The 26,243-nt window shown below is 73.1% G+C and carries 18 protein-coding genes and 12 pseudogenes; 14 read left to right on the top strand and 16 right to left on the bottom strand.

Translation table 11 applies throughout. The annotated features are described in order from the left end of the window. Nucleotides 1–257 (top strand): annotated as a pseudogene (locus JNW87_RS13155) (CbiX/SirB N-terminal domain-containing protein); the annotation flags it as partial. An 82-nt stretch (nucleotides 258–339) separates the two neighbouring features. Here JNW87_RS13155 and JNW87_RS13150 read toward each other — a convergent pair. After that, nucleotides 340–597, bottom strand: a complete 258-nt coding sequence (locus JNW87_RS13150; protein WP_089012725.1) for a WhiB family transcriptional regulator — start codon at nucleotides 595–597, stop codon at nucleotides 340–342. 446 nt (nucleotides 598–1,043) lie between these two features. Next, a pseudogene (locus JNW87_RS13145) lies at nucleotides 1,044–1,993 on the bottom strand (diacylglycerol/lipid kinase family protein). A gap of 43 nt (nucleotides 1,994–2,036) precedes the next feature. Between JNW87_RS13145 and JNW87_RS13140 the strand changes: the two are divergent. Continuing rightward, nucleotides 2,037–2,426, top strand: coding sequence for a hypothetical protein (locus tag JNW87_RS13140; protein ID WP_109804407.1), 390 nt, complete (start codon nucleotides 2,037–2,039; stop codon nucleotides 2,424–2,426). Nucleotides 2,427–2,469: 43 nt separating this feature from the next. Here the strand turns inward: JNW87_RS13140 and JNW87_RS13135 are convergent, their stop codons facing one another. The 3 genes from JNW87_RS13135 to sodN all read right to left on the bottom strand — a co-directional run bounded on the left by JNW87_RS13135 (nucleotide 2,470) and on the right by sodN (nucleotide 3,889). Further along, on the bottom strand, nucleotides 2,470–2,877 hold the full coding sequence (locus JNW87_RS13135) for an ATP-binding protein (RefSeq protein ID WP_109804408.1): 408 nt from the start codon (nucleotides 2,875–2,877) through the stop codon (nucleotides 2,470–2,472). A gap of 32 nt (nucleotides 2,878–2,909) precedes the next feature. Then, nucleotides 2,910–3,419, bottom strand: coding sequence for a GNAT family N-acetyltransferase (locus JNW87_RS13130; RefSeq protein ID WP_109804413.1), 510 nt, complete (start codon nucleotides 3,417–3,419; stop codon nucleotides 2,910–2,912). A gap of 65 nt (nucleotides 3,420–3,484) precedes the next feature. Further along, nucleotides 3,485–3,889 (bottom strand): superoxide dismutase, Ni, encoded by a 405-nt coding sequence (gene sodN / locus JNW87_RS13125; RefSeq protein ID WP_109804409.1) that lies wholly within the window; start codon nucleotides 3,887–3,889, stop codon nucleotides 3,485–3,487. Nucleotides 3,890–3,973: 84 nt separating this feature from the next. Between sodN and JNW87_RS13120 the strand changes: the two genes are divergently transcribed. The 3 genes and pseudogenes from JNW87_RS13120 (at nucleotide 3,974) to JNW87_RS13110 (ending at nucleotide 6,685) form a co-directional block, all read left to right on the top strand. Continuing rightward, entirely contained in the window at nucleotides 3,974–4,324 is a 351-nt protein-coding gene (locus JNW87_RS13120) for a S24/S26 family peptidase (RefSeq protein ID WP_109804410.1), read from the top strand. Nucleotides 4,325–4,464: 140 nt separating this feature from the next. Further along, nucleotides 4,465–5,640: an NADP-dependent malic enzyme gene (locus JNW87_RS13115; RefSeq protein ID WP_109804411.1), complete on the top strand. Its 1,176-nt coding sequence runs from the start codon at nucleotides 4,465–4,467 to the stop codon at nucleotides 5,638–5,640. An 83-nt stretch (nucleotides 5,641–5,723) separates the two neighbouring features. Further along, nucleotides 5,724–6,685, top strand: a pseudogene (locus tag JNW87_RS13110) (zinc-binding dehydrogenase). A gap of 23 nt (nucleotides 6,686–6,708) precedes the next feature. Here the strand turns inward: JNW87_RS13110 and JNW87_RS13105 are convergent. From JNW87_RS13105 to JNW87_RS13095, 3 genes are all read right to left on the bottom strand, one after another. Beyond that, the gene (locus JNW87_RS13105) at nucleotides 6,709–7,674 is read right to left on the bottom strand and encodes a chlorophyllase (RefSeq protein ID WP_109804412.1); all 966 of its coding nucleotides are present in this window, start codon (nucleotides 7,672–7,674) and stop codon (nucleotides 6,709–6,711) included. An 85-nt stretch (nucleotides 7,675–7,759) separates the two neighbouring features. Further along, a complete protein-coding gene (locus JNW87_RS13100; protein WP_236648393.1) occupies nucleotides 7,760–7,915 on the bottom strand; it encodes a hypothetical protein in 156 nt (51 codons plus the stop codon). Nucleotides 7,916–7,931: 16 nt separating this feature from the next. Then, complete coding sequence (locus tag JNW87_RS13095; RefSeq protein WP_238453765.1) at nucleotides 7,932–8,630, bottom strand: alpha/beta hydrolase; 699 nt, start codon at nucleotides 8,628–8,630, stop codon at nucleotides 7,932–7,934. Nucleotides 8,631–9,048: 418 nt separating this feature from the next. On the opposite strand from JNW87_RS13095, the gene JNW87_RS13090 reads away from it, so the two are divergent. Further along, a complete protein-coding gene (locus tag JNW87_RS13090) occupies nucleotides 9,049–9,219 on the top strand; it encodes a hypothetical protein (RefSeq protein WP_201749497.1) in 171 nt (56 codons plus the stop codon). Nucleotides 9,220–9,232: 13 nt separating this feature from the next. On the opposite strand, the pseudogene JNW87_RS13085 reads toward JNW87_RS13090, so the two are convergent. The 8 genes and pseudogenes from JNW87_RS13085 to JNW87_RS13045 all read right to left on the bottom strand — a co-directional run bounded on the left by JNW87_RS13085 (nucleotide 9,233) and on the right by JNW87_RS13045 (nucleotide 20,144). Then, a pseudogene (locus tag JNW87_RS13085) lies at nucleotides 9,233–10,353 on the bottom strand (acetate/propionate family kinase). Then, the gene (gene pta / locus JNW87_RS13080; protein ID WP_375373507.1) at nucleotides 10,350–12,416 is read right to left on the bottom strand and encodes a phosphate acetyltransferase; all 2,067 of its coding nucleotides are present in this window, start codon (nucleotides 12,414–12,416) and stop codon (nucleotides 10,350–10,352) included. The pseudogene JNW87_RS13085 and the gene pta overlap by 4 nt, the downstream one beginning before the upstream one ends. Before the next feature lie 70 nt (nucleotides 12,417–12,486). After that, entirely contained in the window at nucleotides 12,487–13,206 is a 720-nt protein-coding gene (locus tag JNW87_RS13075; protein ID WP_201749498.1) for a DUF998 domain-containing protein, read from the bottom strand. A 103-nt stretch (nucleotides 13,207–13,309) separates the two neighbouring features. Continuing rightward, complete coding sequence (locus tag JNW87_RS13070) at nucleotides 13,310–13,489, bottom strand: DUF6104 family protein (protein WP_091570976.1); 180 nt, start codon at nucleotides 13,487–13,489, stop codon at nucleotides 13,310–13,312. 90 nt (nucleotides 13,490–13,579) lie between these two features. Further along, a pseudogene (locus JNW87_RS13065) lies at nucleotides 13,580–17,303 on the bottom strand (multifunctional oxoglutarate decarboxylase/oxoglutarate dehydrogenase thiamine pyrophosphate-binding subunit/dihydrolipoyllysine-residue succinyltransferase subunit). A gap of 258 nt (nucleotides 17,304–17,561) precedes the next feature. Then, on the bottom strand, nucleotides 17,562–18,395 hold the full coding sequence (locus JNW87_RS13060; RefSeq protein ID WP_109800448.1) for an ABC transporter permease subunit: 834 nt from the start codon (nucleotides 18,393–18,395) through the stop codon (nucleotides 17,562–17,564). Then, nucleotides 18,392–19,329: pseudogene (locus JNW87_RS39485) on the bottom strand (ABC transporter ATP-binding protein). Before JNW87_RS39485 ends, JNW87_RS13060 begins: the two are co-directional and overlap by 4 nt. 161 nt (nucleotides 19,330–19,490) lie before the next feature. After that, nucleotides 19,491–20,144, bottom strand: a pseudogene (locus JNW87_RS13045) (hypothetical protein). Nucleotides 20,145–20,367: 223 nt separating this feature from the next. On the opposite strand from JNW87_RS13045, the pseudogene JNW87_RS13040 reads away from it, so the two are divergent. The 8 genes and pseudogenes from JNW87_RS13040 to JNW87_RS13005 form a co-directional block, all read left to right on the top strand. After that, nucleotides 20,368–21,145 (top strand): annotated as a pseudogene (locus JNW87_RS13040) (GNAT family N-acetyltransferase). Beyond that, nucleotides 21,142–22,010, top strand: a pseudogene (locus JNW87_RS13035) (lysophospholipid acyltransferase family protein). The pseudogenes JNW87_RS13040 and JNW87_RS13035 overlap by 4 nt, the downstream one beginning before the upstream one ends. Before the next feature lie 106 nt (nucleotides 22,011–22,116). Continuing rightward, the gene (locus JNW87_RS13025; protein WP_109800452.1) at nucleotides 22,117–22,959 is read left to right on the top strand and encodes a DUF4097 family beta strand repeat-containing protein; all 843 of its coding nucleotides are present in this window, start codon (nucleotides 22,117–22,119) and stop codon (nucleotides 22,957–22,959) included. After that, the gene (locus tag JNW87_RS13020; RefSeq protein ID WP_109800453.1) at nucleotides 22,956–23,579 is read left to right on the top strand and encodes a PadR family transcriptional regulator; all 624 of its coding nucleotides are present in this window, start codon (nucleotides 22,956–22,958) and stop codon (nucleotides 23,577–23,579) included. The genes JNW87_RS13025 and JNW87_RS13020 overlap by 4 nt, the downstream gene beginning before the upstream one ends. A gap of 98 nt (nucleotides 23,580–23,677) precedes the next feature. Further along, complete coding sequence (locus JNW87_RS13015; RefSeq protein ID WP_109800454.1) at nucleotides 23,678–24,379, top strand: response regulator transcription factor; 702 nt, start codon at nucleotides 23,678–23,680, stop codon at nucleotides 24,377–24,379. After that, nucleotides 24,376–24,532, top strand: a pseudogene (locus JNW87_RS41500) (two-component sensor histidine kinase); the annotation flags it as partial. The gene JNW87_RS13015 and the pseudogene JNW87_RS41500, both read left to right, overlap by 4 nt. 281 nt (nucleotides 24,533–24,813) lie before the next feature. After that, nucleotides 24,814–25,926: pseudogene (locus JNW87_RS13010) on the top strand (ATP-binding protein); the annotation flags it as partial. 62 nt (nucleotides 25,927–25,988) lie between these two features. Then, a pseudogene (locus JNW87_RS13005) lies at nucleotides 25,989–26,243 on the top strand (peptidase S1); the annotation flags it as partial.

Raw genomic sequence — 26,243 nt, 5'->3', positions numbered from 1 at the left:
CTCGGGGCGCGGCTGGGGGTGCCCTGCCGGGTGTCGTACGCCTCGGCGGCGTCCCCGGCGGCCGCGTCGCGGTGGCGAAGTTGCGCGCGGCGGGCGCCCGGCGGGTCGCGGTGGCCGTCTACTTCCTGGCTCCGGGCCTGTTCCACGACGCGGTGCTGGCGGCGGCCCGGCACGCCGGCGCGACGGCGGTGGCCGCCCCGCTCACCGACGCCCCCGACCTCGCCGATCTGGTGCTTCGTCGGGTCGACGCCACGTGGTCGACGAGTCGCGCCGCCGGACCCGAACAGCACAACGCCCCGGCGGGTGACCCTGCCGGGGCGTTCAGCTTGTGCGGTGTGGTCAGGCGGAGTGAGCGCGCAGCACCCGGAGACCGCCGCGGCGCTTGACCGCACGGCGCTCCTCTTCGCTCATCCCGCCCCAGACGCCGGCATCCTGACCGGACTCGAGCGCCCACTTCAGGCACTCGTCGGTCACGGAGCAGCGCCGGCAGACGGCCTTGGCCTGCTCGACCTGCAGGAGAGCCGGACCGGACGTCCCGATCGGGAAGAACAGCTCCGGGTCCTCGTCGCGGCAGACAGCATGGTGACGCCAGTCCATGGCGGCAACACTCCTCATTCTGGATGGGTGGCAGATATCGCTTCGTGCTTTTCCTATATGCATCCGCATTGCCGATTGGTGACGGTCAGCGTCCATCAATTCGGCACTGCGTGAGCAGGCTGCGGGCCCCTGGACCTGCTGGAACAGCTCAACCTGCCGAGCATATCCAGGCAATGTCCCGGTAACTCAAGTTCGCTTGTGAATACTTTCACGAACTGCTGCGATGTCAAGGGTGCCACTCGGAAAAACTCCGAGCAGTGAGCGAGCTCACCACCCTTTTGTCCGGGTTTCAGAGCGCTCTGGTTACCCGGCGTGCCACAGTCGAGGATCAATATAGTACAGTGCGCGTGACATTGCTGACATTTCCGGCACCTGCCCCTCGGGTGTGGCGGTCACCGCGCGGCTGGCGGTGGGCGACCGCGTCAACCGACGGGAGTACCCGAGACCTAGCAGATTACTCTCAGTGCGGCCGGAACGGATGTGAATCTAACTTTCTCCCGCTCTCCCAGGTAGTCCCCGTCGAGCTGAAAAGCCTGGGGACGGGCCGAGAGCAGGGTGAACTCCGCCACGTCGTGCAGCCGTAGCACCTGACGGCCGCGCGGATCGGGCTTCCGGGAGAAGGACTGGGTCACGATCCGTGCCGTACTGGCGACCCGGAGCTGACGCATCGCCAGCACGTCCAGGCCGAGGTCGAACGAGGCGTCCGGGTTCGGGTTGATCTCGCGCTCGCCCAGATACGTCCACGGTGCGGTGTTCTGGATGATGACGGTCGCCAGCTCGGCCTCGGGCTGCTCGCCGGGGCGTTCCAGGCTGATCGCCGGGTGCCGGCGGTCGGAGCCGAAGAAGTACTGGCCGAGGGTCGACCGCACATAGAGCCCGGGCGAGGAGACCCGTCCCTTCCGCCGGGCCCGCTCGACCCGGTGGATCACCGCGGCGTCGACGCCGAAGCCGGCGCAGAACGTGAAGTACCGGTCGTCCGCCCGGCCCAGGCCGATCGTCCGGGAGCGGCCCAGGCGCAGCCCCTCCAGGATCATGCTGGTCCCCTCCGGCCATTCCCGGGGCAGCCCCAGCGCCCGGGCGAAGACGTTCGTCGAGCCGCCGGGGACGGTGGCCAGGGCGGCAGCCGCTCCGCCGGCGTGTCGCCGGTCCGGAACGTCGGCGGCTCGGCCGCCATCAGGCCGTTCACCACCTCGTTGACCGTGCCGTCGCCACCCAGCGTGACCACCAGGTCGACGCCCTCCTCGGCGGCCTCCCGGGCCAGGTCCATGGCGTGACCCCGTCGGCGGGTGTACCGCACCGACAGGTCGACTTCGCTGCGCAGCGCCCGGACCAGCACGTCCCGGCTGCGTTCGCTGGTGGTGGTGGCCTTCGGATTGACCACCAGGACGGCCCGCATGGGCGGCACTGTACCGCGCCTACCGGCGGGTATCGTGTCGCGCGTGACCATCGACTCCGAGCCGATCCCCGACACGCTCCGTTGGGCGGTACGCCTGCTGCGCGCCGAGGCGGTGGCGCTCGGCCTGGTCGCGGTCTGGCTGATCTGGTCCGACCTCACCGCCACCACGACCCACCTCACCTCGGCGTTGCTGGTCACGGCGTTCGCGCTCGCCGGCGCGGTGGCGCTCTGGGCCCTCGGCGGCGCGTTGGGCCGCCGGAAGAGCGGCGCCCGGGCCCCGGCCATCGTGCTTCAGCTCATGCTGCTGCCGATCGGCTGGTACATGATCCAGGGCGGGCTGGGCTGGCTGGGCCTGCCGCTGATGGCCCTTGGCCTGGGCGTCACCGGCCTGCTGGTCAGCCCGCCGACCAACCGGGCGCTCGGCTTCCAGTGACCCGGCCGCTCACACCCCCTCGGGGGCGGTGCGGGACGCGCGGTCAGTAGCCGGAGGCCCGGCGGGTGAGCAGCGAGATGGTGGCCCGGCCGTCGGCCGCCTTCGCGGCCGCCGACGTGGTCAGCGCGGTGAGCACCTTCCAGGCGAAGGACGACTCGGACGGGAGCGTGGCGCCCCGGACGGTCGGCACGGTCACCTCGACGGTCAGCGCGTCGTCGGTGACCGTGAAGCGGCACTCCAGTTCGGCGTTCCGGGTGGCGATGGCGAGCAGCATGGCGCACGCCTCGTCCACCGCGATGCGCAGATCCTCGATCTCGTCGAGGGCGAACTGGAGCCGGGCCGCGAGACCTGCCGTGGCGGTACGGAGCACACCGAGGTAACTGCCGTCGGCGGGCACGGTGAGGTGCACCACGTCGTCGTCGGTCGTCGGCTGGCCGGTCAGTTGAGTCACGCCTCATCCCCCCGGTGCGGGACTCTACCCGGTCAGGTGTGCGACTGCGGGGGCACGGCCGTGGCCTGCGCCGCGAGGCCGTGCAGCGCCGGGCCGGCCAGCCGGTACGGCACCCACTCGTCCATCTGCACCGCCCCGATGGACGCGTAGAAGCCGGCCGCCGGATTCCACTTGATCATCCACCACTCGAGCCGGCGGTAGCCCCGTTCGACGCAGATCGCGGCGAGGGTGGCGAGCAGCAGCCGCCCCGCCCCGGTGCCCCGGGCGGCCGGGCGGACGTAGAGGTCCTCCAGGTAGATGCCGTGCACACCTTCCCAGGTGGAGAAGTTGAGGAACCAGAGCGCGAAGCCGAGCGGAGTGTCCCGGTCGTCCACCGCGACGTGGCCGAAGAGCGCCGGCGCCGGGCTACGACTGCTCCAGCTCGGCGCGTCTGACGCCGCGCCGCGACCTGGAGCAGTCGCGAACAGGGCGGCGGTCAACTGCTCGGCGGTCAGGTGGCACTGCTCGGGGGCGCGCTCGTACTCGGCGAGTTCGTGCACCATCGCGACGACGGCCGGCACGTCCTCGGGACGCGCCGGCCGGATCGTCGGTGCCTGGGCGGCCAGGGTCACGCCTTCTTGGTCTCCCAGAAGATCTTGGAGATCTCGTCGATCTTCTGCAGCAGCTTGTCGGCCACGGCCGGGTCCACGCTGCCCTTGGCGCCGCTGCCGCCGGCGAGCTTGGTGGCCTCGTTGAAGAGCGTGTGCAGGTTCGGGTACTTCTCGAAGTGCTCCGGCTTGAAGTAGTCGGTCCACAGCACCCAGAGGTGGTGCTTGACCAGCTCGGCCCGCTGCTCCTTGATGATGATGGCGCGGGTGCGGTACTCCGGGTCGGTGTTCGCCTGGTACTTCTCGGAGATCTTCTTGACCGACTCGGCTTCGATCCGGGCCTGCGCCGGGTCGTACACGCCACACGGCAGGTCGCAGTGCGCGCTGGCGGTCACACGGGGCGAAAGGATGCGGGGAAGGCGCATCAGGGTCCTCCATGGGATGTTTGCGATGATCCAAGCCGACATTACTCCTGGACATGCTCCCCGGCGGGCGGGAGGTGAAACCCGATGCGCCCCACAGGCGACTCCGCCGCGCCCGAGCTGCGCGGCCCGTTGGTGACCGTCCTGGTCACCGGCCCCTCCATGGTCCCGACGCTGCGGCACGGGGACTCGGTACTGGTACGCACGGGCGGTCGGGCCGTGCGTGCCGGCGACGTGGTGATCGCGGTCTTCCGCAGCCGCCCCGACCTGCTGGTCGTCAAGCGCGCGGTCCGTCCGCAGGACGGCGGTTGGTGGTTACGCGGCGACAACGACCTGGTCGCCGACGACTCCCGGGCGTACGGGGTGGCCGACGTCCGGGGCCGGGTGGTGGCCCGGTACTGGCCCCGGCCGGGCCGGGTGGGCCGCCGGCGGATATGACCCCGCTCACATCGGCGCTCCGCGTGCGCCACTATGCTCGGAAAGTGCCCGGGTGACCCCCTGCACCGCCCGCCCCGCTCGCCGCTGACCTCGCGCCCGAGCCGGCTGGTCCGTCTGCTCGACAGATCCTGGAGTCACCAATGTCTTCGTCCACCGTGGACCCCGCTGATCCCGTCTTCCGGCTGCACGTCGGCGGCAAGATGGCCGTCGCCTCGACGGTGCCGCTCACCAGCCGGGAGGACCTCTCCCTCGCGTACACCCCCGGGGTGGCCCGGGTGTGCGAGGCGATCGCCGCCGACCCCGCCCTCGCCGACGACTACACCTGGGTGTCGCACACCGTCGCCGTGGTCACCGACGGTTCCGCCGTACTCGGCCTGGGCAACATCGGCCCGCGCGCGGCGCTGCCGGTGATGGAGGGCAAGGCGGTGCTGTTCAAGCAGTTCGCCGGCGTGGACGCGGTGCCGATCTGCCTGGACACCCAGGACGTGGACGAGATCGTGGCGACGGTGAAGGCGATCGCCCCGTCGTTCGGCGGGATCAACCTGGAGGACATCAGCGCGCCGCGCTGCTTCGAGGTGGAACGCCGGCTCGACGAGGCGCTGCCGATCCCGGTCTTCCACGACGACCAGCACGGCACCGCGATCGTGGTGCTGGCCGCGCTGCGCAACGCCGCCGCCCTGCTCAACCGGAAGCTCGGCGACCTGCGGGTGGCGGTCAGCGGCGCCGGCGCGGCCGGGGTGGCGGTGACCAAGATGCTGATCGCCGGGGGAGTGAACCCGGACCAGGTCGTGGTCTGCGACTCCAAGGGGATCATCGGCCGGCACCGCGAGCTGACCGGGACCAAGGCGGAGCTGGCGGAGATCACGAACGCCGAGGGCCGCCAGGGGGACATCACCGAGGCGCTGCGCGGCGCGGACGTCCTGGTCGGCGTCTCCGGCGGGCAGATCCCCGAGGCGGCGGTGGCCGGGATGGCGCCCGGTGGCATCGTCTTCGCGCTGGCCAACCCCACCCCCGAGGTGCACCCGGAGGTGGCCGCCCGGCACGTGGCGGTGGTCGCCACCGGGCGCAGCGACTACCCGAACCAGATCAACAACGTGCTCGCCTTCCCCGGCGTGTTCCGGGGCGCGCTGGACGCCCGGGCCACCCGGATCACCGAGGGGATGAAGGTGGCCGCCGCCGACGCGATCGCCGGTGTGGTCGCCGAGTCGCTGACCGCCGAGGCGATCGTGCCCTCCCCGCTGGACCCGCGGGTCGCCCCCGCGGTCGCCGAGGCGGTGGCCGAGGCGGCCCGCCGCGACGGGGTCGCCCGCCGCTGAGCGGCACCGAGCCGTACCGGGAGCCCTTTCTATCGCCTTTTGGTGGGAAGGGCCCCTTCTTAACGGGCGCTCAGCTTGTTACCGTGCCGATCATGCGTGCCGCCTTTGCTTCTAGCTTCGACGCCGACAACCCGCTCGCCGCGCTCAGCGTCGGCGACCGCCCCGAGCCGACCCACCCGCAGGACGACTGGATCACCGTGCAGGTGCGGGCCAGCTCGCTCAACCACCACGACCTCTGGTCGCTGCGCGGGGTGGGGCTCGGCCCGGACCAGCTGCCGATGATCCTCGGCTGCGACGCGGTCGGCACCGACCCGGACGGCAACGAGGTGGTCATCTACCCGGTGGTGCCCACCCCCGGCGACCCCCGCGGCGTGTCCATCCTCTCCGAGCACTTCGCCGGCACCTTCGCCGAGCGGGTGGCCGTACCCCGGATGAACCTGCTGCCACTGCCCACCGGCCTGGCGGCGACCGACGCGGCGTGCCTGCCCACGGCCTGGCTGACCGCGTGGCGGATGCTCACCACCAGGGGCCGGGTCGACGAGGGCGAGTCGGTGCTGGTCCAGGGGGCGGGCGGCGGCGTGGCCACCGCGGCCGTCGCGCTCGGCGTCGCGCTCGGCAAGCGGGTGTACGCCACCAGCCGGGACGCCGCCAAGCGGGAGCGGATCACCGAACTGGGGGCGACCGCGCTGGAACCCGGCGCCCGGCTGCCCGAGCGGGTCGACGTGGTGATCGAGACGGTCGCGCGGCGACCTTCGACCACTCCCTGAAGTCGGCCGCGCCGATGGCCCGGATCGTCGTCTCCGGCGCCACCGCCGGGTACGAGCCCAAGGTCAACCTGCGTCGGGTCTTCGCCATGCAGCTGGAGATCCTGGGCACCTCGATGGGCACCCCGGACGAGCTGACCGAGCTGCTCGCGTTCTGCGCCGAGCACGAGGTGCGCCCGGTGGTCGACAGCGTGGTGCCGTTCGGCCGGATCGAGGAAGCCTTCGCCCGCCTCGCCTCCGGCGAGGTCTTCGGCAAGGTCGTCGTCGACCACACCGCCTGAGCCGCCCCGCCCCCGGCGGCCGCTCAGAGGTGGTCGTCGAGGGTGGCCAGGTCGCCGCGGGTGGCGTCGGTGGGGAGGCGGTCCTTGGCCTCCGCGTCGCCGTAGAGGGTCCAGCGGAGGAACTCGACGGTGGTGTCGGAGACCACCCGCAGCGCCTTGCCGTCGGTGAGCAGGGCCCGGCCGTGGTCGCCCTTCGGCAGGCTGAGCATGGCCTTCGGCCAGGGCACCGCGTCGTACACCGCCTTGCCGGCGGCGTAGTTCACCACCTCGTCGGCCTCGCCGTGCACGAAGAGCTGCGGCGCGGCGGCGCCGGCGAAGGCGGTGCCCACCCCGAGCGCCGTCCCGGCGAAGACGATTCCGGCGTCGAGCCGCTCGTCGCGGCCGGCGGTGAAGAGCCCGATCGTGGTCACCCCGCCGGCGCTGTGCCCGGCCGCGGCCACCCGCTCGGCGTCCAGCCGCCCGCGCAGCGGATCGTCGGCCTTCGTGTCGAGGGCGAGCACCTGGGTCAGCGCGTACGACACGTCGGCCGGCTGGTTCAGCACGTCGAGCACGTTGCCGTCGCCGCCCGTGCCGGTGTGCGGGAACCGCGGCGCGGCCACCACGAAACCCGCCGCCGCCCAGCGGCTCAGCAGCAGCTGGTAGTCCTCCGGGCGGGCGCCCAGGCCGTGGCTGAACATGACCACCGGGAACCGGCCGGTCGCGGCCGGCGCCGAGCGCTCCGGCGTGCCGCCGGCCGCCCCCAGGGCCGGGTACCAGAGGGTCACCGGCAGGGGCCGGTCGCCGTCCCGGTTCAGCTTCAGCTGTCGTACGCCGACCGCGAAGGTCTCGGTGGGCGCGTGCCCGGCGGGCACCCGTGGTGCCGGGGTGGTCGCCTTCGGCGGGGCGGTCGGCACGCTGCGCACGGCCGGTGCGGCACCGTTCGAGCAGCCGGCCAGGCCCACGGTGAGCAGGGCGGCGGCGACCAGGACGGAGGTACGGCGACGGGACATGAAGACGATTGTGCCTCGCGCCGCCGGATCGCCGGCCCGACATCGAACGGAGCGTGACCGATCGTCCGGTGCCTGAGCTGTCGTCTCAGCTGCCCGCCCGGCCGAGGAGGCCGGCCCGAAGGCGGGCGACGTCGGCGGCGTCCTTGGCCCGCCGGGGCCGGCCGGGCATCCAGACCGGGAACATCTCCTTGAACTCGATCTGCGCCGCCACGCTGATCACGGGTGCGGTGCGAGCGTCCATCGATAACCGGTGGGGGCTAGTCGGGGAGGGCGCGGGTGGTGAGCGCGGTGACGGCGGGGAGGTGGGCGTCGGCGGGGAGGCGGTGCAGCGCCGCCCGGTCGTCGTAGAGGGTCCAGCGGAGGAAGTCGGTGGTGGTGGCGAGAACCTGGGTGAAGCCGGGGTGGCCGGGGGAGAGGTATTCGCCGTGCCCCTGGCCGGGCAGGCTCAGGAAGGCCGCCGGCCCGGTCGCCCGGGCGTACGCGGCGCGGCCGACGGACTCCGGGACGATCGGGTCCGCGCCGCCGTGCACGAAGAGCAGCGGCGCGGGCGGCCCGGCGAAGCTGCCGGCCAGACCTCCCCCGGCGAGCACGATGCCGGAGCGCAGCCGCGCCGAGTGGCCGGAGGTGAACATGCCGGCAGTGGTGAAGCCGCCCGCCGAGTGACCGGCCGCGGCGATCCGGTCGACGGCCAGGTGCCCGGCGAGCGGGTCGTCGTGGGCGTCGAGGCGTACCAGGTGGCGGATCAGGCGCCAGCCGTCGGCGGGCTGGTTGCGGACGTCCGCCCGGGTGAAGCCCGGGGCGCGCAGGTTGGTGCGGGGATAGGTCGGGGCGGCTACCACGAAGCCCGCGGCGGCCCACCGGGTGGTCAGCGGGGCGTGCAGCTCGGGGAGGCTGCGCAGCCCGTGGCTGTAGACCACGACCGGGAACCGTCCCGCCGCGACGGGCGCGGCGGCCATCGGCGCCGGCCCGGTCGTCGACGGGCCAGCCGGGCCAGCCGGCGCGGCGGCGGGGTACCAGATGGTGACCGGGAGTGGTCGCGGGCCGTCCGGGTCGACGGTGAGCTGCCGGACCCCGACCGGCCAGCTCCGCTGCGGGGCGTGCCCGGAGGAGGCGGCGCCGATCGCGCCGGGCGCGGACCGCCGGTCGCGGCGGTGGCCGGCCCGCAGCCCGCCAGCAGCGCCGTCACCAGCACGGCGGCCAGCCGCTGCCCCTCCACCGTTTCACGGTAGGCGACCGGGTGGGCCCAGCGGCCCCGCCGTCCGGACCGGCTGCCGGCGCCACCCGGTCGGTGCCGCTCCGCCGGCCGGGCCCGACTCGCCCCCCACCGGCCCGGCGGTACGACCCGCGTCGGCGGGCTTCGCTAGGGTCACCGGCATGTCTGAGAACTACAGCGACCCGAGCGGCAACACCGAGCAGTTCCGCGCCTTCGTCCACACGCCCGAGGGCACCGCCCCGGAGACCGCGCCGTCCCGCCTCCCGCTGATCGTCGGCGCGGCGGTCGTGGTGCTGCTGGTGGCCGTGGTCGCCTGGCTCGCGCTGGGCTGAGCCACGCCCCGGGTCAGTGGTGGGTCGCCGCCACCACGGCTCGGGCCTCCCGGGCGATCTCCCGCTCCTCGTCGGTGCTGATGACGCAGACCGTCACCTCGGCCCCGTCCGGCGAGATCACCCGGTCGCCGCTGGCGTCGTTGCGGGCGGGGTCCACGGTGATGCCGAGCCGGTCCAGCCCGGCCAGCGCGGCGGCCCGGACCGGCGCGGCGTGCTCGCCGACCCCGGCGGTGAAGGTCACCGCGTCGACCCGCCCGAGCAGGGCGTAGTACGCACCGACGTACCCGGTGATCCGACGGCGGTAGACGTCGAAGGCGAGCGCCGCGGCGGCGTCCCCGGCGTCCCGCCGGGCCAGCACCTCGCGCATGTCGTTGGCCCCGGTCAGCCCGAGCAGGCCGCTGCGGTGGTTGAGCAGGTCGTCGATGTCGTCGACGGTCATCCCGCCCTCCCGGCGCAGGTGGAAGATGACCGTCGGGTCGACGTCGCCGCTGCGGGTGCCCATCACCAGGCCCTCCAGCGGGGACATCCCCATCGAGGTGGCCACGCTCCGGCCACCCTGGATCGCGCAGGCGCTGGCCCCGTTGCCCAGGTGCAGGGTGATGACGTTGACCTCCTCGTATGGCCGGCGAGCAGCTCCGCGGTGCGCCGGGAGACGTACGCGTGCGAGGTCCCGTGGAAGCCGTACCGCCGGACGCCGTACCGCTCGGCGATGTCCCGGTCGATGGCGTAGGTGGCGGCGGCCTCGGGCAGGGTGTGGTGGAACGCGGTGTCGAAGACGGCGACCTGCGGGACGTCCGGCAGCGACTCACGGGCCACCCGGATGCCGGCCAGGTTCGCCGGGTTGTGCAGCGGCGCGAGCGGCACCAGATCCTCGACCGCGGCCAGCACGGCGTCGTCGATCAGCATCGGTTCGGTGAACGTCCGGCCGCCGTGCACCACCCGGTGCCCCACCGCCTCCAGCCCGGTCAGGTCCAGCCGGGCGAGGATCTCCCGGACCGCGGTCTCGTGGTCGGCCGCGTCGCCACCCGGCTCGCCGACCCGCTCCACCCTGCCCTTGTCGCGGACGTCCTCGTCGTCGTAGAGGCGGTACTTGACCGACGAGGATCCGCAGTTGAGGACCAGTACCCGGCTCATGACGACTCCTCGGCGGCGGCCTGGATGGCGGTGATGGCGACGGTGTTGACGATGTCCGGGACGGTCGCGCCCCGGGACAGGTCGTTGACCGGCCGGCGCAGGCCCTGCATCACCGGGCCGACCGCCAGGGCGCCGGCCGAGCGCTGCACCGCCTTGTACGTGTTGTTGCCGGTGTTCAGGTCCGGGAAGATGAAGACGGTGGCCCGTCCGGCCACCGGGCTGTCCGGCAGCTTGGTGGCCGCGACCTGCGGATCGATCGCCGCGTCGTACTGGATCGGGCCCTCCACCAGCAGCTCCGGCCGGCGCTCGCGGACCAGCTTGGTGGCCGCCGCGACCTTCTCCACGTCGGCGCCGGCGCCCGAGCTGCCGGTCGAGTACGACAGCATCGCCACCCGCGGCTCGATGCCGAACCGTGCCGCGGTGTCGGCCGACGAGATGGCGATGTCGGCGAGCTGGGCGGCGTCCGGATCGCGGTTGACCGCGCAGTCCCCGTAGACCAGCACCCGGTCGGCGAGCAGCATGAAGAAGACGCTGGAGGCGACCGAGACGCCCGGCACGGTACGGATGATCTCGAAGGCCGGGCGGATGGTGGCGGCGGTGGTGTGGGTGGCCCCGGAGACCATGCCGTCGGCGTGGCCGGTGTGCACCATCATGGTGCCGAAGTAGTTGGGCTGCGCCACGACGTCGTGGGCCAGCTCGACGGTGAGGCCCCGGTGCGCGCGCAGCTTCGCGTACTCGGCGGCGAACTCGTCCCGCCAGCCGCTGGTGACCGGGTCGACCACCTGGGCGTCCCCGATGTCGATGCCCAGCTCCCGGGTGCGCCGGGCGATGTCATCGGGGCGGCCGAGCAGGGTCAGGTCGGCGACGCCCCGGCGCAGCAGGATCTCCGCCGCGCGCAGGATCCGCTCCTCGGCGCCCTCCGGCAGCACCAGCCGGCGACGGTTCGCCCGGGCCCGGTCGATCAGGGCGTTGGAGAACATCAGCGGGGTGACCCGCTCGGCGCGGCTGACCCGCAGCCGGCGGGCCAGGTCGACGGTGTCCACGCAGCGTTCGAAGGCGCCGAGCGCGGCCTCGACCTTGCGCGGGTTGTCGACGCTCGGGCGGCCCTCGATCCGGCTGGACGCGGCCACCGTGTCGTAGCTGTCGCTGGTCACCGAGAGCACCGCGAGACCGGTGTTCAGCCCCTCGACCAGCCGCATCGCCCGCGGGTCGGGCTGCTCGCCGAGGGTGAGCACCAGCCCGGCCACCGAGACCAGACCGGCGACGTGCGCGGCGCTCGCCGCCACCAGCAGGTCGGCCCGGTCGCCCGGGGTGATCACCAGCGCGCCCTCGGTCAGGTGGTCGAGCAGGGTCGGCACGTGGGCGGCGCCCACCACGTAGTCGAGCACGTCCCGGTCGAGCGCGGCGTCGTCGCCGGCCAGCAGGGTGGCGCCGAGGGCCGCCGCCACCTCGGCCACCGTCGGCGCCGACACGGTCGGCACCTCCGGGATCGCGTACGTGGGGACAGGCAGCTCGGGGAGGGTCATCGGGCCGGGCACCCGGTTGGCGATCACGGCCAGCACGGTCGCGCCCAGGTCCTCCAGGTCGTGGTACGCCCCGCGGGCCGCCGCCGCGATCGCCTCCGGCTGCTGACCGAAGCCGTCCACCACGGGCACCACCACGCTGCCGAACTCGGTGGCCAGCCGGGCGTTGAAGGCCAGCTCGCGCGGGCCGGCGCCGTCCCCGTCGGCGAAGTCGCTGCCCACCACGACCATCGCCGGGCAGCGCCGCTCGACGTCCCGGTAGCGGGCCACGATCCGGGAGATCAGCTCCTCCCGCCGGCCGTCCGCGACCAGGGCCGTCGCCTCCGCGTACGTGCTGCCGGACAGCTCGGCCACCGGGAGGTCGACCCGGTAGCGGTCGGTGAGCAGGGCGAGGATCGGGTCGGTGCCGGCGCCGGCGACCAGCGGCCGGAACGTGCCGATCCGTTCCACCTGCCGGGAGAGGAGCTCGGCGAGGCCGAGGGCGATGGTCGACTTCCCACCGCCGGACCCCACGCTGGTCACGTAGACGCTGCGGGCCACGAGGACCACGCTACAAGATCGCCGTACCCCGCGCCCGGGTCCTGGTGCCTGGGCCCACCGACCCGGTCGATCAGGATCGGGCCGGTGCCGCCGGCGTACCGGTGTGGCCGGACCCTTCGGCTGCCGGCGGTCCGGCCGGGAGGTCGGCCGAGCGGAAGAGTGCGTCGCTCTTCGCCGCCCACGCGGCGCCGAAGGCGAGGACGGCGACGGTCTCGCACCAGAGCACCGGCTTGACCGTGTGACGTACGTCCGCGGGCAGCGCCGTGCTCGCCAGCGCGAGCGTGATCGCGGCCAGGATGAGCAGGCCGCAGGCGCGGTAGACCCGGTTCGCCGACGGCGACGGGGGCAGGCCGGCCCGGTCCGGCCTGGTGAAGAGGAACAGGCAGAAGGCGGCGAGGAGCAGGAACAGCGCCGCGGCGGCGGCCTGGTGCACCACGCCGACCGTCCGGTCGGTGCCGCTCGTGGTGCCGGCCGGCGCGCCGACCGTGGTGGGGAAGAGGGCCACCGCGATCGCCAGCACCCCGGCGACCGTGCTCAGCGCGTCGTCCGGCCAGCGGTGCCGGTAGCTGATGAGGAACACCCCGACGGCGCAGAGCGCGCCGACGAAGACGTCCCGCATCTCGGTGTGGTAGTAGCCGCTGAGCGAGTCGAGCAGCGTCAGCTGTCGGGTGGCGACGAGGTGACCGACCACCAGCACGACCGGCAGCGCGATGCCGACGGAACCGATGCCGAGGCGCAGGCGGCGGACGGTCACCGCGTCCTGCGGCGGCTTGCGGGTCTCGAGGTCCACTTCCGCCTCCCTGTCGTCCGGCGGGGTACGCCCCGGTGGGCCGTGGTGGGACGCGGGGCGCTGCTCTTTAGTGGACGCGACGGGGCAGCCCCGCGTCAAACGCTCAGTCCTCGTCCTCGTCGTCGAGGCGGGCGAGCCAGGTCGCGAAGCGCTCGATCGGGGTTTCGAACTCCGGGTTCAGGTCGACGAAGTCGCGCAGGCGCTCGCCCAGCCACTCCAGGCTGACCTGCTCGTCGCCCCGGCGCTCGACCAGCTCCTCGATGCCGCGGTCGGTGAAGTACATCGGTGTGTCCTCTCGAAAACGGGGTCGCCACATGCGGCGGGGCAGCGGCCGTCGTGCGGTCGCTGCCCCGCCGCTGGCGGTGCGGTCAGGTCACGGGCGGGGGAGGGCCGCCTCGATCAGCGCCTTCTGCTCGACCTCGTGCATCTTCGCCGAGCCGCCCGCCGGGGCGGCGGCGGCGGGGCGGGAGATGCGGCGCAGCCGGACGTCGGTCAGGTGCTCCAGCAGGTTGAGCGCGACGAACGACCAGGCGCCCTGGTTGGCCGGCTCCTCCTGCACCCAGGCGAAGTCCTCGGCGTTCGGGTACTGCGCCAGGGCGGCCCGGATCTCCTCGACCGGCAACGGGTAGAGCTGCTCCATCCGGATGATCGCGGTGTCGGTGACGCCCCGCTCGGCCCGGGCCTGGAACAGGTCGTAGTAGACCTTGCCCGAGCAGAGCAGCACTCGCTTCACCTGCTCCGGCGCCGGGGCGGCGGTGTCCCGCAGCACCGGCTGGAAGGTGCCGGTGGTGAAGTCCTCCACCGGGGAGACGCAGAGCTTGTGCCGCAGCAGCGACTTCGGCGTGAACACCACCAGCGGCTTGCGCTTCGGCGACAGGGCCTGGCGGCGCAGCAGGTGGAAGTAGTTCGCCGGGGTGGTCGGGATGGCCACCCGCATGTTGTCCTCGGCGCAGAGCTGGAGGAACCGCTCCGGGCGGCCGGAGGTGTGGTCCGGGCCCTGGCCCTCGAGGCCGTGCGGCAGCAGCAGGGTGACGGCGGAGCGCTGGCCCCACTTCACCTCGCCCGAGGAGACGAACTCGTCGATCACCGACTGGGCGCCGTTGACGAAGTCACCGAACTGGGCCTCCCAGCAGACCAGCGCGTTGACGTTCTCGACCGAGTAGCCGTACTCGAAGCCCATCGCGGCGTACTCGGACAGCAGCGAGTCGTGTACGAAGAACCGGGACCGCTCGCCGTCCCCGGTGAGCGACTTCAGCGGCAGGTAGTCGTCGCCGGTCTTCGCGTCGACCACCGAGGCGTGCCGCTGGACGAAGGTGCCGCGGCGGGAGTCCTGCCCGGCGAGCCGGACGGTGACCCCGTCGTGCAGCAGCGCGCCGAAGGCGATGATCTCGCCGTAGCCCCAGTCGATGTTGCCCTCGACGGACATCTTCGCCCGCTTGTCGAGCAGCTGCTGGATCCGCTTGTGCGGGGTGAAGCCGTCCGGCAGGTTGACGTGCGCCTCGCCGATCGCCTTGACCACGGCGGCGTCGGTGGCCGTCTCCACGATCGGCTCCGGCTCCTCCTGCCGGGCTGGCCGGCTGAGCTGGCGCGGGGTGGTGGCGGCGTCCCGGGTGGCCTTGAAGACCCGCTCCAGCTGCGACTGGTAGTCGCGCAGCAGCTCCTCCGCGTCCTCCACGGTGATGTCACCTCGCCCGATCAGCTCCTCGGTGTAGAGCTTGCGCACCGAGCGCTTCGAGTCGATGATCTTGTACATCTGGGGGTTGGACATCGACGGGTCGTCGCCCTCGTTGTGCCCGCGCCGCCGGTAGCAGACCATGTCGATCACGACGTCCTTGTTGAACGCCTGCCGGTACTCGAAGGCCAGCCGGGCCACCCGCACCACGGCCTCGGGGTCGTCGCCGTTGACGTGGAAGATCGGCGCCTGGATCATCCGCGCCACGTCGGTGCTGTAGAGGCTGGAGCGGCTGTACTCCGGGGCGGTGGTGAAGCCGACCTGGTTGTTGACCACCACGTGCACGGTGCCGCCGGTGCGGTACCCGCGCAGTTGGGAGAGGTTGAGCGTCTCGGCGACCACGCCCTGGCCGGCGAAGGCGGCGTCGCCGTGCACCGCCAGCGGCAGCACGGTGTAGCCCTCCAGCTTGAGGTCGATCCGGTCCTGCTTGGCCCGGACGATGCCCTCCAGCACCGGGTCCACGGCCTCCAGGTGCGACGGGTTCGCCACCAGCGAGACCTTGACCGAGTGGTCGCCGCCCGGGGTGGTGAACTTGCCGTTCTGGCCGAGGTGGTACTTCACGTCGCCGGAGCCCTGCGTCGAGCGCGGGTCCAGGTGCCCCTCGAACTCCGAGAAGATCTTCTCGTACGGCTTGCCGACGATGTTGGCGAGCACGTTGAGCCGGCCGCGGTGGGCCATGCCGATGACGACCTCGTCGAGCCCGCCCTCGGCGGACGACTCCAGGATCTCGCCGAGCAGCGGGATCAGCGACTCGCCGCCCTCCAGCGAGAACCGCTTCTGCCCGACGTACTTGGTCTGCAGGAAGGTCTCGAACGCCTCGGCGGCGTTGAGCCGGTTGAGCACGTGCTTCTGCTCGTCCGGGTCGGGCTTCTCGTACTTGCGCTCGATCCGCTCCTGGATCCAGCGCCGCTCCTCCGGGTCCTGGATGTGCATGTACTCGATGCCCACCCGGCGGCAGTACGAGTCGCGCAGCACGCCGAGGATCTCGCGCAGCTTCATCCGCTGCTTGCCGGCGAAGCCGTTGACCGGGAAGGTCCGGTCCAGGTCCCACAGGGTCAGCCCGTGCTGGAGGACGTCCAGGTCGGGGTGCTTGCGGATCTTGAACTCGAGCGGGTCGGTGTCGGCCATCAGGTGGCCGCGCACCCGGTACGCGTGGATCAGCTCGTGCACCCGCGCGGTCTTGTTGATCTGGCCCTCGGAGTCGACGGCCACGTCGCGAACCCAGCGCACCGGCTCGTAGGGGATGCGCAGCGAGGTGAAGATCTGGTCGTAGAAGCCACGCTCGCCGAGCAGCAGCTCGTGCATCACTTTGAGGAACTCGCCGGACTGCGCGCCCTGGATGATCCGGTGGTCGTAGGTGCTGGTCAGCGTGATGATCTTGCTGACCGCCAGCTCGGCCAGGGTGGCCTCGCTCATGCCCTGGTAAGGCGCCGGGTACTCCATCGCGCCGACGCCGATGATGGCGCTCTGGCCCTGCATCAGCCGCGGGATCGAGTGCACGGTGCCGATGCCGCCCGGGTTGGTCAGCGAGATCGTGGTGCCGGCGTAGTCCTCCATGGTCAGCTCGTTGCGGCGGGCGCGCCGGACCACGTCCTCGTACGCCTGCCAGAACTGCCGGAAGTCCATCTGCTCGCAGCCCTTGATGGACGGGACCACCAGGTTGCGGGAGCCGTCCGGCTTGGTCAGGTCGATCGCGATGCCCAGGTTGACGTGCTCCGGGCGGACCATCGCCGGCTTGCCGTCGACCTCGGCGAAGGAGTTGTTCATCTCCGGGTGCTCGACCAGCGCCCGGACCAGCGCGTACCCGATCAGGTGGGTGAAGCTGACCTTGCCACCGCGCCCGCGGGCGAGGTGGTTGTTGATCACGATGCGGTTGTCGACCAGCAGCTTGGCCGGGACCGCGCGCACGCTGGTCGCGGTCGGCACGGCCAGCGAGGCGTCCATGTTCTGCACGATCTTGGCGGCCACGCCGCGCAGCGGGGTGGTGCCCGCGGCGGTCGCGGTCGGCGCCTTGGCGGCCGGCCTGGCCGGGGCGGCCTTCGCGGCGGGCGCCGGCTTGGCGGCGGGCTTCTCGACCGGCTTGGCCGCGCGGGGGCCGGCTTCGCCGGGGCCGGCTGCTGGGTGACGGTGGCGACCGCCTCCTGCTGCTCGGCCGGCTCGGCTGGGCGGCCGGCTTGGCCTTGCCGTCAGCCGGACGCGGGGTGGCGGCGCCGGGCGCGGGTCGGTAGTCGGCGAAGAAGTCGTGCCAGGCGGAGTCGACGCTCGAGGGATCGGCGAGGTAGCGCTGGTACATCTCCTCGACGATCCATTCGTTCGGGCCGAAACCCGCCAGTGGGTTCTCCTGCGAAGTCTGCTGGGTCGACACGGCCGGTAATCGCCTCTTTCACGCGGGTTCGTAATGTCACGCGGTGTCCGCCGTGCCGGAATAGGGGCTGCACGGGAGACGGGTCCCAGGCTACGCCGTAGGAATGCCGCAGGCATTCTCGCCTCCGGCTGGTGGTCCGTTTCACAGAAGATGCCAGAAGTTCGGCAAACGCTGCGTGTCCGGTCGTCTCCTGCTAGACGCGGAACGCCCCCGGCCGGTGAGGTTGCGTCACCGCCCCGGGGGCCGTCGTCGTACCGGTCAGGCGATGTCCCGCCGGCGCATGATCATGGTGCCGATGGCGCCGGTCACCACCGCGTACCCGATGAGCACCGCGGCGCCCACCCACTGCGGCGGGTTGCCCGGCAGTTCGGTGCCGCTGATCATCAGCGTCGACGCGGTGGACGGGACGATCACCGCCAGCTTGCTGATCCAGTCCCACTCGAGCCACTGCTGGAGCAGGAAGAAGATCAGGTTCGCCGCGGTCGTGCCGACCAGGTACAGCACCACGGCCGTGATGGTCGCGCCGATCTGGCTGCGGATCAGCACGCCGAAGCCGACCCCGAAGATCCCCCAGAGCACGTACGCGAGCAGGTTGAGCAGGATCGCCCGGGTCACGTCCCACGACCCGAAGTGGGCGTCCCAGCCCTGGACACCGAAGTAGATCAGCGTCGCCGGAATGGTCAGCAGGGTGGTGACCAGCCAGAACAGCGCGCCGAACAGCGCCGCCGTGACCAGCTTCGCCGCGACCACCATGGTCCGCTGCGGGGTGGTGAGGAAGGTCGTCGTCGCGGTCTGGTGGTAGAACTCGTTGGTCACCACGATGATGCCGAGCAGCAGCACGAAGAGCAGCCCGAAGTACTGCCCCGAGGTGAACAGGTTGGCCGCCTGGTAGACCTCGCTGGCGGTGGCCCGGATCTGCTCGGCCTGGTCCGCCGGCACCCCCTCAAGGTCCTGCCCGCCGGTCAGGCTGATGTCGGCGTTCACCGCGTTCACCAGGAACGCCAGCGCCAGGGTGACCAGCGCGCCGATGCCGAAGAGCCACCACGTGTTGGTCGTACGGATCTTGAGCAGCTCGGATCGGACCAGGTTCATCGGATGTCCGCCTTTCCGGCCGTCAGTTCGAGGAAGACCCCTTCGAGGTCGGGGCGTTCGGTGGTCAGCTCGTGCAGCTCCACCTTGGCGGCCAGCGCGATCCGGCCCACGGTGGGCGCGTCCACCCCGGCGACCAGCAGCGTGCCGTGCTCGTCGGTGTCCACGGTCGCCGCCTGTTCGTGCAGCGCGGCGGTCAGCTCGGCCGCCTGCGGGGTGCGGACCCGCACCCGGGTGCCGTGCGCCATCGAGCCGATCACCTGGTCCACCGGACCCTGCCGGATCAGCTTGCCGGCCGCGATGATCACCACGTCGTCGGCGAGCAACTGCATCTCCGACAGCAGGTGGCTGGAGACCAGCACGGTCCGGCCCTGGGCGGCCAGCCCCTTGAGGAAGCCGCGCATCCACCGGATGCCCTCCGGGTCGAGGCCGTTCGCCGGCTCGTCCAGGATCAGCACCTGCGGGTCGCCGAGCATCGCGGCGGCGATGCCGAGCCGCTGCTTCATGCCCAGCGAGTAGCCCTTGAACTTGCGCTTCGCCGCCGGGGCGAGCCCGACCAGGGCGAGCGCCTCGTCGGCCCGCCGGCGGGCAGCCCCGCCGCCGCGCAGATCACCCGCAGGTGGTTGATGCCGGTGCGGCCCTTGTGCGCGCTGGAGGCCTCCAGCACCGCGCCCACCGAGCGCAGCGGGTCGGCCAGGTCGGCGTACCGCCGGCCGCCGATGGTCGCCGTGCCGGCCGTCGGGGCGACCAGGTTCAGCAGCATGCGCAGCGTGGTCGTCTTGCCGGCGCCGTTCGGGCCGAGGAAGCCGGTCACCCGCCCCGGTTCGACGGTGAAGGACAGGTCATCCACCGCCCGGACGTTCTTGTACTGCTTGCTCAGTCCGGACACCACGATCTGGCCGGTCCCGGCGCTGGGGCTCCACTGCCCGTCGGACATCGTTCTCCTCTCCTGCCACGACGCGCGGGCGCGCCGGTGGGACGCCGTTGCGGCGGGCGCCGGGCACAGCGTGGCAAGGCGGCGCAAGCAGGTCAATCAGGCGCTGTCCGTAGTCCCGTCTCCCTCCTGGGCAGGAGGTGATCATCCCCAGGGAGGAGACGTCAGGCCGGCGGCAGCGCGATCCAGGTCGCCCGGGCGTGGCCGAGCACGGCGCCGTCCGGGCCGTACAGGCTGGAGTGCACCTCCGCCTTGCGCCCCTCGGCGCCGACCATCGCCCCGGTCACCACACACTCGTCGCCCGGCGCGGGCAGCACGGCGACCACCGCGGCGATCCGGCCGAGGACGTACGGGCGGCCGGGCGCGATGACCGCCCAACCGCCGGGGCAGTCCAGCGCGGCCCAGACCGTCGCCGGGACCACCCGCTCCGGCGCGCGGAACGGCGCCGCGGTCCGCCCGTCCGGCAGCCGGCCGGGGAAGATCCGCAGCCCGTCCGGGTTCGCCGGGCCGCAGACGTAGCAGCCGGGGAACGGGTGGTCCACCAGACCGGGGTACTCCCGGGCGGCGGTCGCCGCGGTCGCCCGGTCCACCGCGGGGACCACGGAGGCGAACGGCTCGACCGGGCGTACCTGCGCGACGACCTCGCCGTCCGGTCGCGGATCTCCCCGTCGACCGGGTGCAGCGGGGTCTCCAGTGGCGGCGGTCGGCGCAGCGTGACCTCCACCGGGCCGCGGTCGTCGAGCGCGCGCGAAGACCCCGGCACTCCAGCCGCCGTTGCCCGAGCCGGGCGGGCCGTTGAAGCGCGACTCGATGATCATGTACGTCCTCCGGGCTGGTCCGGGCTCCGGCCGCGTCACCGGCGCCGCCCGGGCAGCCTCGCACGCCGTTGCCGCCCCCGCCGCACCGGCCGACACCGGCCCGGCGACGGTCGGCGGCGGCCCGCCGCAGGTGAACGCGGGGACCGGAGCGCCGGTTGGCGTTCACCGGATCGACACCCCTCACCCCCGCAGCCGGCAACCCGAGGCCCTTACACAGATACCCATGGCCGTTCTGCACGCCGCTGGCGCACCCCTCACGACCAGCGGATACACCCTGCTGATCGCCGACGACCCGACCCTGGTCGCGGCTGCGCAACGTCTGCGCCACCAGGTGTTCGCCACCGAGCTCGGGGCGACCCTCCACCCCGGTGCCGCCGGGCTGGACACCGACGAGTTCGACGCCCACTGCGACCACCTGGTGGTGCTGCGGCGGGGCACCGGCGAGGTGGTCGGCACCTACCGCCTGCTGCCGCCGGGGCGCACCGACCGCCGGTACGCCGAGGGCGAGTTCGACCTGGCCGCGCTCGACCCGCTCCGCGGCGACCTGGTCGAGGCCGGCCGGTCCTGCGTGCACCCGGACCACCGGTCCGGCGCGGTGATCAACCTGATGTGGGCCGGCATCACCCGGTACCTGCACCTGCGCGGGTCCCGCTGGCTGGGCGGCTGCGCCTCGGTGCCGGTGGCCGACGGCGGGACGGCCGCGGCCGAGGTGTGGGCGCAGGTCCAGGCCGGCACCTGGCGCCGCCGCCGCTGCGGGTCCGCCCGCTGCGCCCGTGGTCGGCCGAGGCGCCGGTCGCCGTCGATCCGGCGACCCTCTCGCCCGCCGAGCGCGCGCGCTGGTCCCGCCGCTGCTGCGCGGGTACCTCCGGCTGGGCGCCTGGGTCTGCGGCGAGCCGGCGTACGACCCGGACTTCGGGGTCGCCGACTTCTACGTGCTCTTCTCGCTGGACCGGATGAACCCCCGTCACCTGCGCCACTTCCTCGGCGGGGAGCAGCCGTGACGGCCGACGACCTCTGGCGGCCGGCCTCCGGCTGCGGCCCGGAATGCCTGCCGCTCGCGGTGGAGCAGACCGTGCCGGCCCTGCGGCGGGCGGGCCGGCTGGTGGGCGTACTCGGCATGCTCGTGCTCGGGGTCGGCCTGGCCGGCCTGCTCGCGGTCCTGCCCGCCCGGGAGCGGGACGTCGCGGTGCGCGGCTGGGCCCGGGGGACGCTGCGGGCCCTCGGCATTCGGCTGGTGGTCCGGGGCCGGCTGCCCCGCCGACGGGCCCTGCTGGTCGCCAACCACGTCTCCTGGCTGGACGTCCTCGCCGTGTTGGCCGTCGCGCCGGCCCGGATGCTGGCGAAGCGGGAGGTGCGGGCCTGGCCGCTGGTGGGCCAGCTCGCCGCCGCGGCCGGCACGGTCTTCGTGGACCGGGCGCGCCCCCGCGAGTTGCCGGCCGCGGTGGGCCGGGTCGCGGCCGCGCTGCGCGCCGGTCACCCGGTCGCGGTCTTCGCCGAGGGGACCACCTGGTGCGGCGAGGCGGCCGACTGCCGGCCGGCCGGGGTTTCCGGCCGGCCATGTTCCAGGCGGCGGTGGACGCGGGGGCGCCAGTGGTGCCGCTGCGGATCGGCTACCGGTACGGCGCGACCGGCACGGCGACGACGGCGGCCGCCTTCCTCGGCGACGAGACCCTCTGGGACTCGGTACGCCGGGTGCTGGCGGCCCGCGACCTGACCCTGTCGGTGGCGGTGACCGCGGCGCTGCACCCGGCCGTGGACGCGGACCGCCGGCTGCTGGCCCGGGCCGCCGAGTCGGCGGTGCACCTGGTCCCCGCCCGGCGGCCGGCCCCGCCCGTGCCGGTGCGGGAGTTGGACCTGGCGGCCTGACGGATCCCCGACTCGGGACAGTCTTGATACGTCGCGATGTATCGCGTTAGGCTCTCCTCGTCGCTCGACGTGCCGGGAATCGGTACGTCACCGAGGGGAGGACGCCATGGCCAGCTGGACGGTCGACAGCCCGCAGCGGATCACTCTGGACGAGCCGGTCACCCGGCTCGAGGTACGCCTGATCACCGGCCGGCTCAACGTGGTCGGCACCGACGGGCCCGCCCGGGTCGACGTCACCCGGGTCAGCCGGCGGCCGGTCGTCGTGGAGCACCGGGACGGACGGCTGCGCGTCGGCCACGAGCGGATCCCGCGCTGGCCGGGGTTCCTCTGGTGGCTCGGTCAGCTCGGCCGCCGCTTCCGGGCCGAGGTGTCCATCGCCGTACCGGCCGACGTGCTGGCCGACCTGCGCCTGATCGACGGCTCGCTGGTCGCCTCCGGCCTGCGCCGGGAGACCCAGGTGGACGTCACCTCCGGGCAGATCACTCTGATGGGGCTGCGCGGGCGGACCGCCGCGAAGATCATCTCCGGCCCGGTGGAGGCGCTCGGAGTCGCCGGCGACCTGACCATGGAGACCGTCTCCGGCGAGGTCATCCTCGCCGACAGCGCGGCCGGTCGGGTGCACGCGCACACCGTCTCCGGGGCGATCACCTGCGACCTGGACAACCCGCGGCGCAGCGAGATCCGGCTCAGCACCATCTCCGGCAGCGTCACCGTCCGGGTCCGCGAGGACAGCGACCTCGCCGTCCACCTGCACACCACCTCCGGCCGGATCACCAGCGGCTTCCCGCAGGTACGCGGCGACGCCGGGCTTGGCGCGACCAAGGACAGCCACGGCGTCCTCGGCGCGGGCGAGGGTAAGCTCTGGGCGTCCGCGACGTCGGGCAGCATCGCGCTGCTGGCCCGGTCGGTCGACGAGACCGACGAGGTCGACGAGGAGGAACTGCCGTGACCGCCGTGTTCAGTCACGGGCGGCTCCGGCTCTACCTGCTCAAGCTCCTCGACGACGGCCCCCGGCACGGCTACGAGCTGATCCGGTTGCTGGAGGACCGCTTCCTCGGTCTGTACGCGCCGAGCGCCGGCACCATCTACCCCCGCCTGCAACGGCTGGAGGTCGAGGGCCTGGTCACCCACACCGCCGCCGGCGGCCGCAAGGTCTACGAGATCACCGAAGCGGGCCGGGCGGAGCTGCGGCAGCGCGCCGGTGAGCTGGCCACCCTGGAATCGGACATCACCGCCTCCGTCGAGGACCTCTCCGCCCTGGCCGGCGAGATCCAGACCGAGGTACGCGGCTCGGTGCGCGACCTCAAGCGCGAACTGCGCGAGGCGACCCGGCAGACCCGGCAGAGGCGGGCGGCCCGGTGGGAGCCCCCGCCGACCCGGCCGGCCACCAACGGCACGCCGCCGCCGGGCGAGTCGCCGCTGCTCGCCGAGTTCGACCAGCGGCTCGCCGAGTTCACCGTCGAGGTCGGCGCGCTGGTCCGCGCCGGCCGGCTCAGCGACAGCAAGCTGCGGACCGCGATCCGGGTGCTGGACGGGGCGCTGGACGGGCTGCGCCGGCTGCTCCGCTGACGGCCGTCCCCGGCCCGGCGGGCCGGGGACCCAGGCTCACAGGTTGTTTCCAGGAAGCGCCCAGCGGGGCCGCAGCGAGAGCGCGGATGATGGGCCACATGGTGGCTACCCAGACCGAGGCCCGACTGCTCGTCGTCGAGGACGACCCGAACATCCTCGAACTGCTCTCCGCGAGCCTGCGCTTCGCGGGCTTCGACGTGGCCACCGCGACCAGCGGCAGCGCGGCGCTGCACGCCGCCAAGGACCATCGGCCCGACCTGGTGGTGCTCGACGTGATGCTGCCCGACCTGGACGGCTTCGAGGTCATCCGGATGCTCCGCGAGGGCGGCACCCGTACCCCGGTGGTCTTCCTCACCGCGCGGGACGCCACCGACGACAAGATCCGCGGGCTGACCCTGGGCGGGGACGACTACGTCACCAAGCCGTTCAGCCTGGAGGAGCTGACCGCCCGGATCCGGGCCGTGCTGCGGCGTACCGCCACCGGGGAGCAGGCGCCGTCCCGGCTCACCTTCGCCGACCTGGAGCTGGACGAGGAGACCCATGAGGTGCACCGGGCCGGCCAGCGGGTGCAGCTGTCGCCGACGGAGTTCAAGCTGCTGCGCTACCTGATGCTGAACGCCAACCGGGTGCTCTCCAAGGCGCAGATCCTCGACCACGTGTGGAACTACGACTTCCGGGGCGACGACAACATCGTCGAGTCCTACATCTCGTACCTGCGGCGCAAGGTCGACAACACCCAGCCCCGCCTGATCCACACCCTGCGCGGGGTGGGGTACGTGCTGCGCAAGCCGGCGGCGTGAGCGTCGTCGAGCAGGCGAAGGGACGGCTGCGGAGCGTACCGCTGCGGATAAAGCTGGTCGCCTCGGTCCTGGCCCTGGTGGCGGCGGCCCTGGTGGTGATCAGCCTGCTGACCGCCTTCTTCCTGCAGAGCTACCTGGTGGGCCGGGTCGACAGCGAGCTGGACTCGTACCTGGACCGGGCCCAGCAGACGATGCCCACCGATGCCACGACGAGCAGCCTGCCGAGCGACTACATGGTGGTCACCGCCAGCCGGAGCACCGGCCGGGGCCAGATCGTCTACGACAAGTCCCTGGTGCCGGAGGACCTGCCCGGTTCGCTCAACCAGTTCTCCTGGTACGAGCAGCACGCCGACCAGCAGGCGTTCACCACCGACGCCGCGGACAAGCATCTGCGCTGGCGGGTCATGGTCAAGCGGCTGAACGACGACCAGTTCATCGCCGTCGGGCAGAACATGGTCGACGTCGACCTGGCCGTCAAGCAGCTCGTCTGGATCGACCTGCTGGTCGGCGGGGCGGTGCTGATCCTGCTCGCCTCGGTGGGCGCGGCGATCGTCCGGACCAGCCTGAAACCGCTCGTCGAGATCGAACGGACCGCGGCGGCCATCGCCGGGGGCGATCTCACCCGGCGGGTGCCCGACCCGGAGGAGGGGCGGCCCTGCCCGACCTCCGAGCTGGGCCGGCTCTCCCGCGCGCTGAACGCCATGCTGGCCCAGATCGAGGCGGCCTTCACCGCCCGCGCCGCCTCCGAGACGGCGGCCCGCAGCGCCGAGGTCAGCGCCCGGGACGCGGCGGCGGCGGCGCAGGCCTCCGAGGCGCGGGCCCGGCGCTCCGAGGAGCGGATGCGGCAGTTCGTCGCGGACGCCTCGCACGAGCTGCGTACCCCGCTGACCACCATCCGGGGCTTCGCCGAGCTGTACCGCCAGGGTGCGGCCCGCGCGCCGGAGCAGACCGCCGGCCTGCTGCGCCGGATCGAGGACGAGGCGGCCCGGATGGGGCTGCTGGTGGAGGACCTGCTGCTGCTCGCCCGGTTGGACCGGGAGCGGCCGATCACCCTGGCCCCGGTGGAGCTGCCGGTGCTGGCGAGCGACGCGGTGCAGGCCGCCCGGGCGGTCGCCCCGGACCGCCGGATCGAGCTGGACATCGAGCCGGGCGCCGGCACGCTGCTGGTGCACGGTGACGACGCCCGGCTGCGCCAGGTGATCGGCAACCTGATGACCAACGCGCTGACCCACACGCCGCCGGACGCCTCGGTGACCCTGCGGTTGCGTACCCAGCCGGGCAACCTGGCCGTGGTGGAGGTCGCGGACACCGGCCCGGGGCTGACCCCGGAACAGGCCGAGCGGGTCTTCGAGCGGTTCTACCGGGCCGACGCGGCGCGGACCCGGCGGGCCACCGGGGTCACCAGCACCGGACTCGGGCTGGCCATCGTCGCGGCGCTGGTCGGCGCCCACCACGGCACCGTCGAGGTGGCCGAGACGCCGGGCGGCGGGGCGACCTTCCGGGTCAAGCTGCCGCTGCTGCCGGACGCCCCGGACGAGGCCGACTGACTTTCAGAAAACATTCAGGCACGTTCCAGGCTGGTCGCAGTGCCAGGGGAGAAGGTGGTTCCATGACCGAGTACGAGACCGACCCACAGCGGTCGCCGGCTCCCGCCGACGCCGAGCCGTCGCATTCCACCGCCGAGCTGCCCCCCGTCGAGCGCGGGCAGTCCGACTCCACACCGCCGGCCGACGCGCCGGTTCCGGCCGACTCCCCGGCCGCCGGAACCACCGCCGCCGCAGCGCCCGACCCCACCGCCGCCGGCCGGCCGGCGACCCCGGCCCCCCGCGAGCCCGTACGGTCCGCCCACGGCGACCCCGTCCGC

The sequence above is a fragment of the Micromonospora sp. ATA51 genome (assembly GCF_016802855.1).
GTDB lineage: Bacteria > Actinomycetota > Actinomycetes > Mycobacteriales > Micromonosporaceae > Micromonospora > Micromonospora sicca.
The sequence above is the reverse complement of the archived record's forward strand: the minus strand, read 5'-3'. Positions and strand labels throughout refer to the sequence as shown.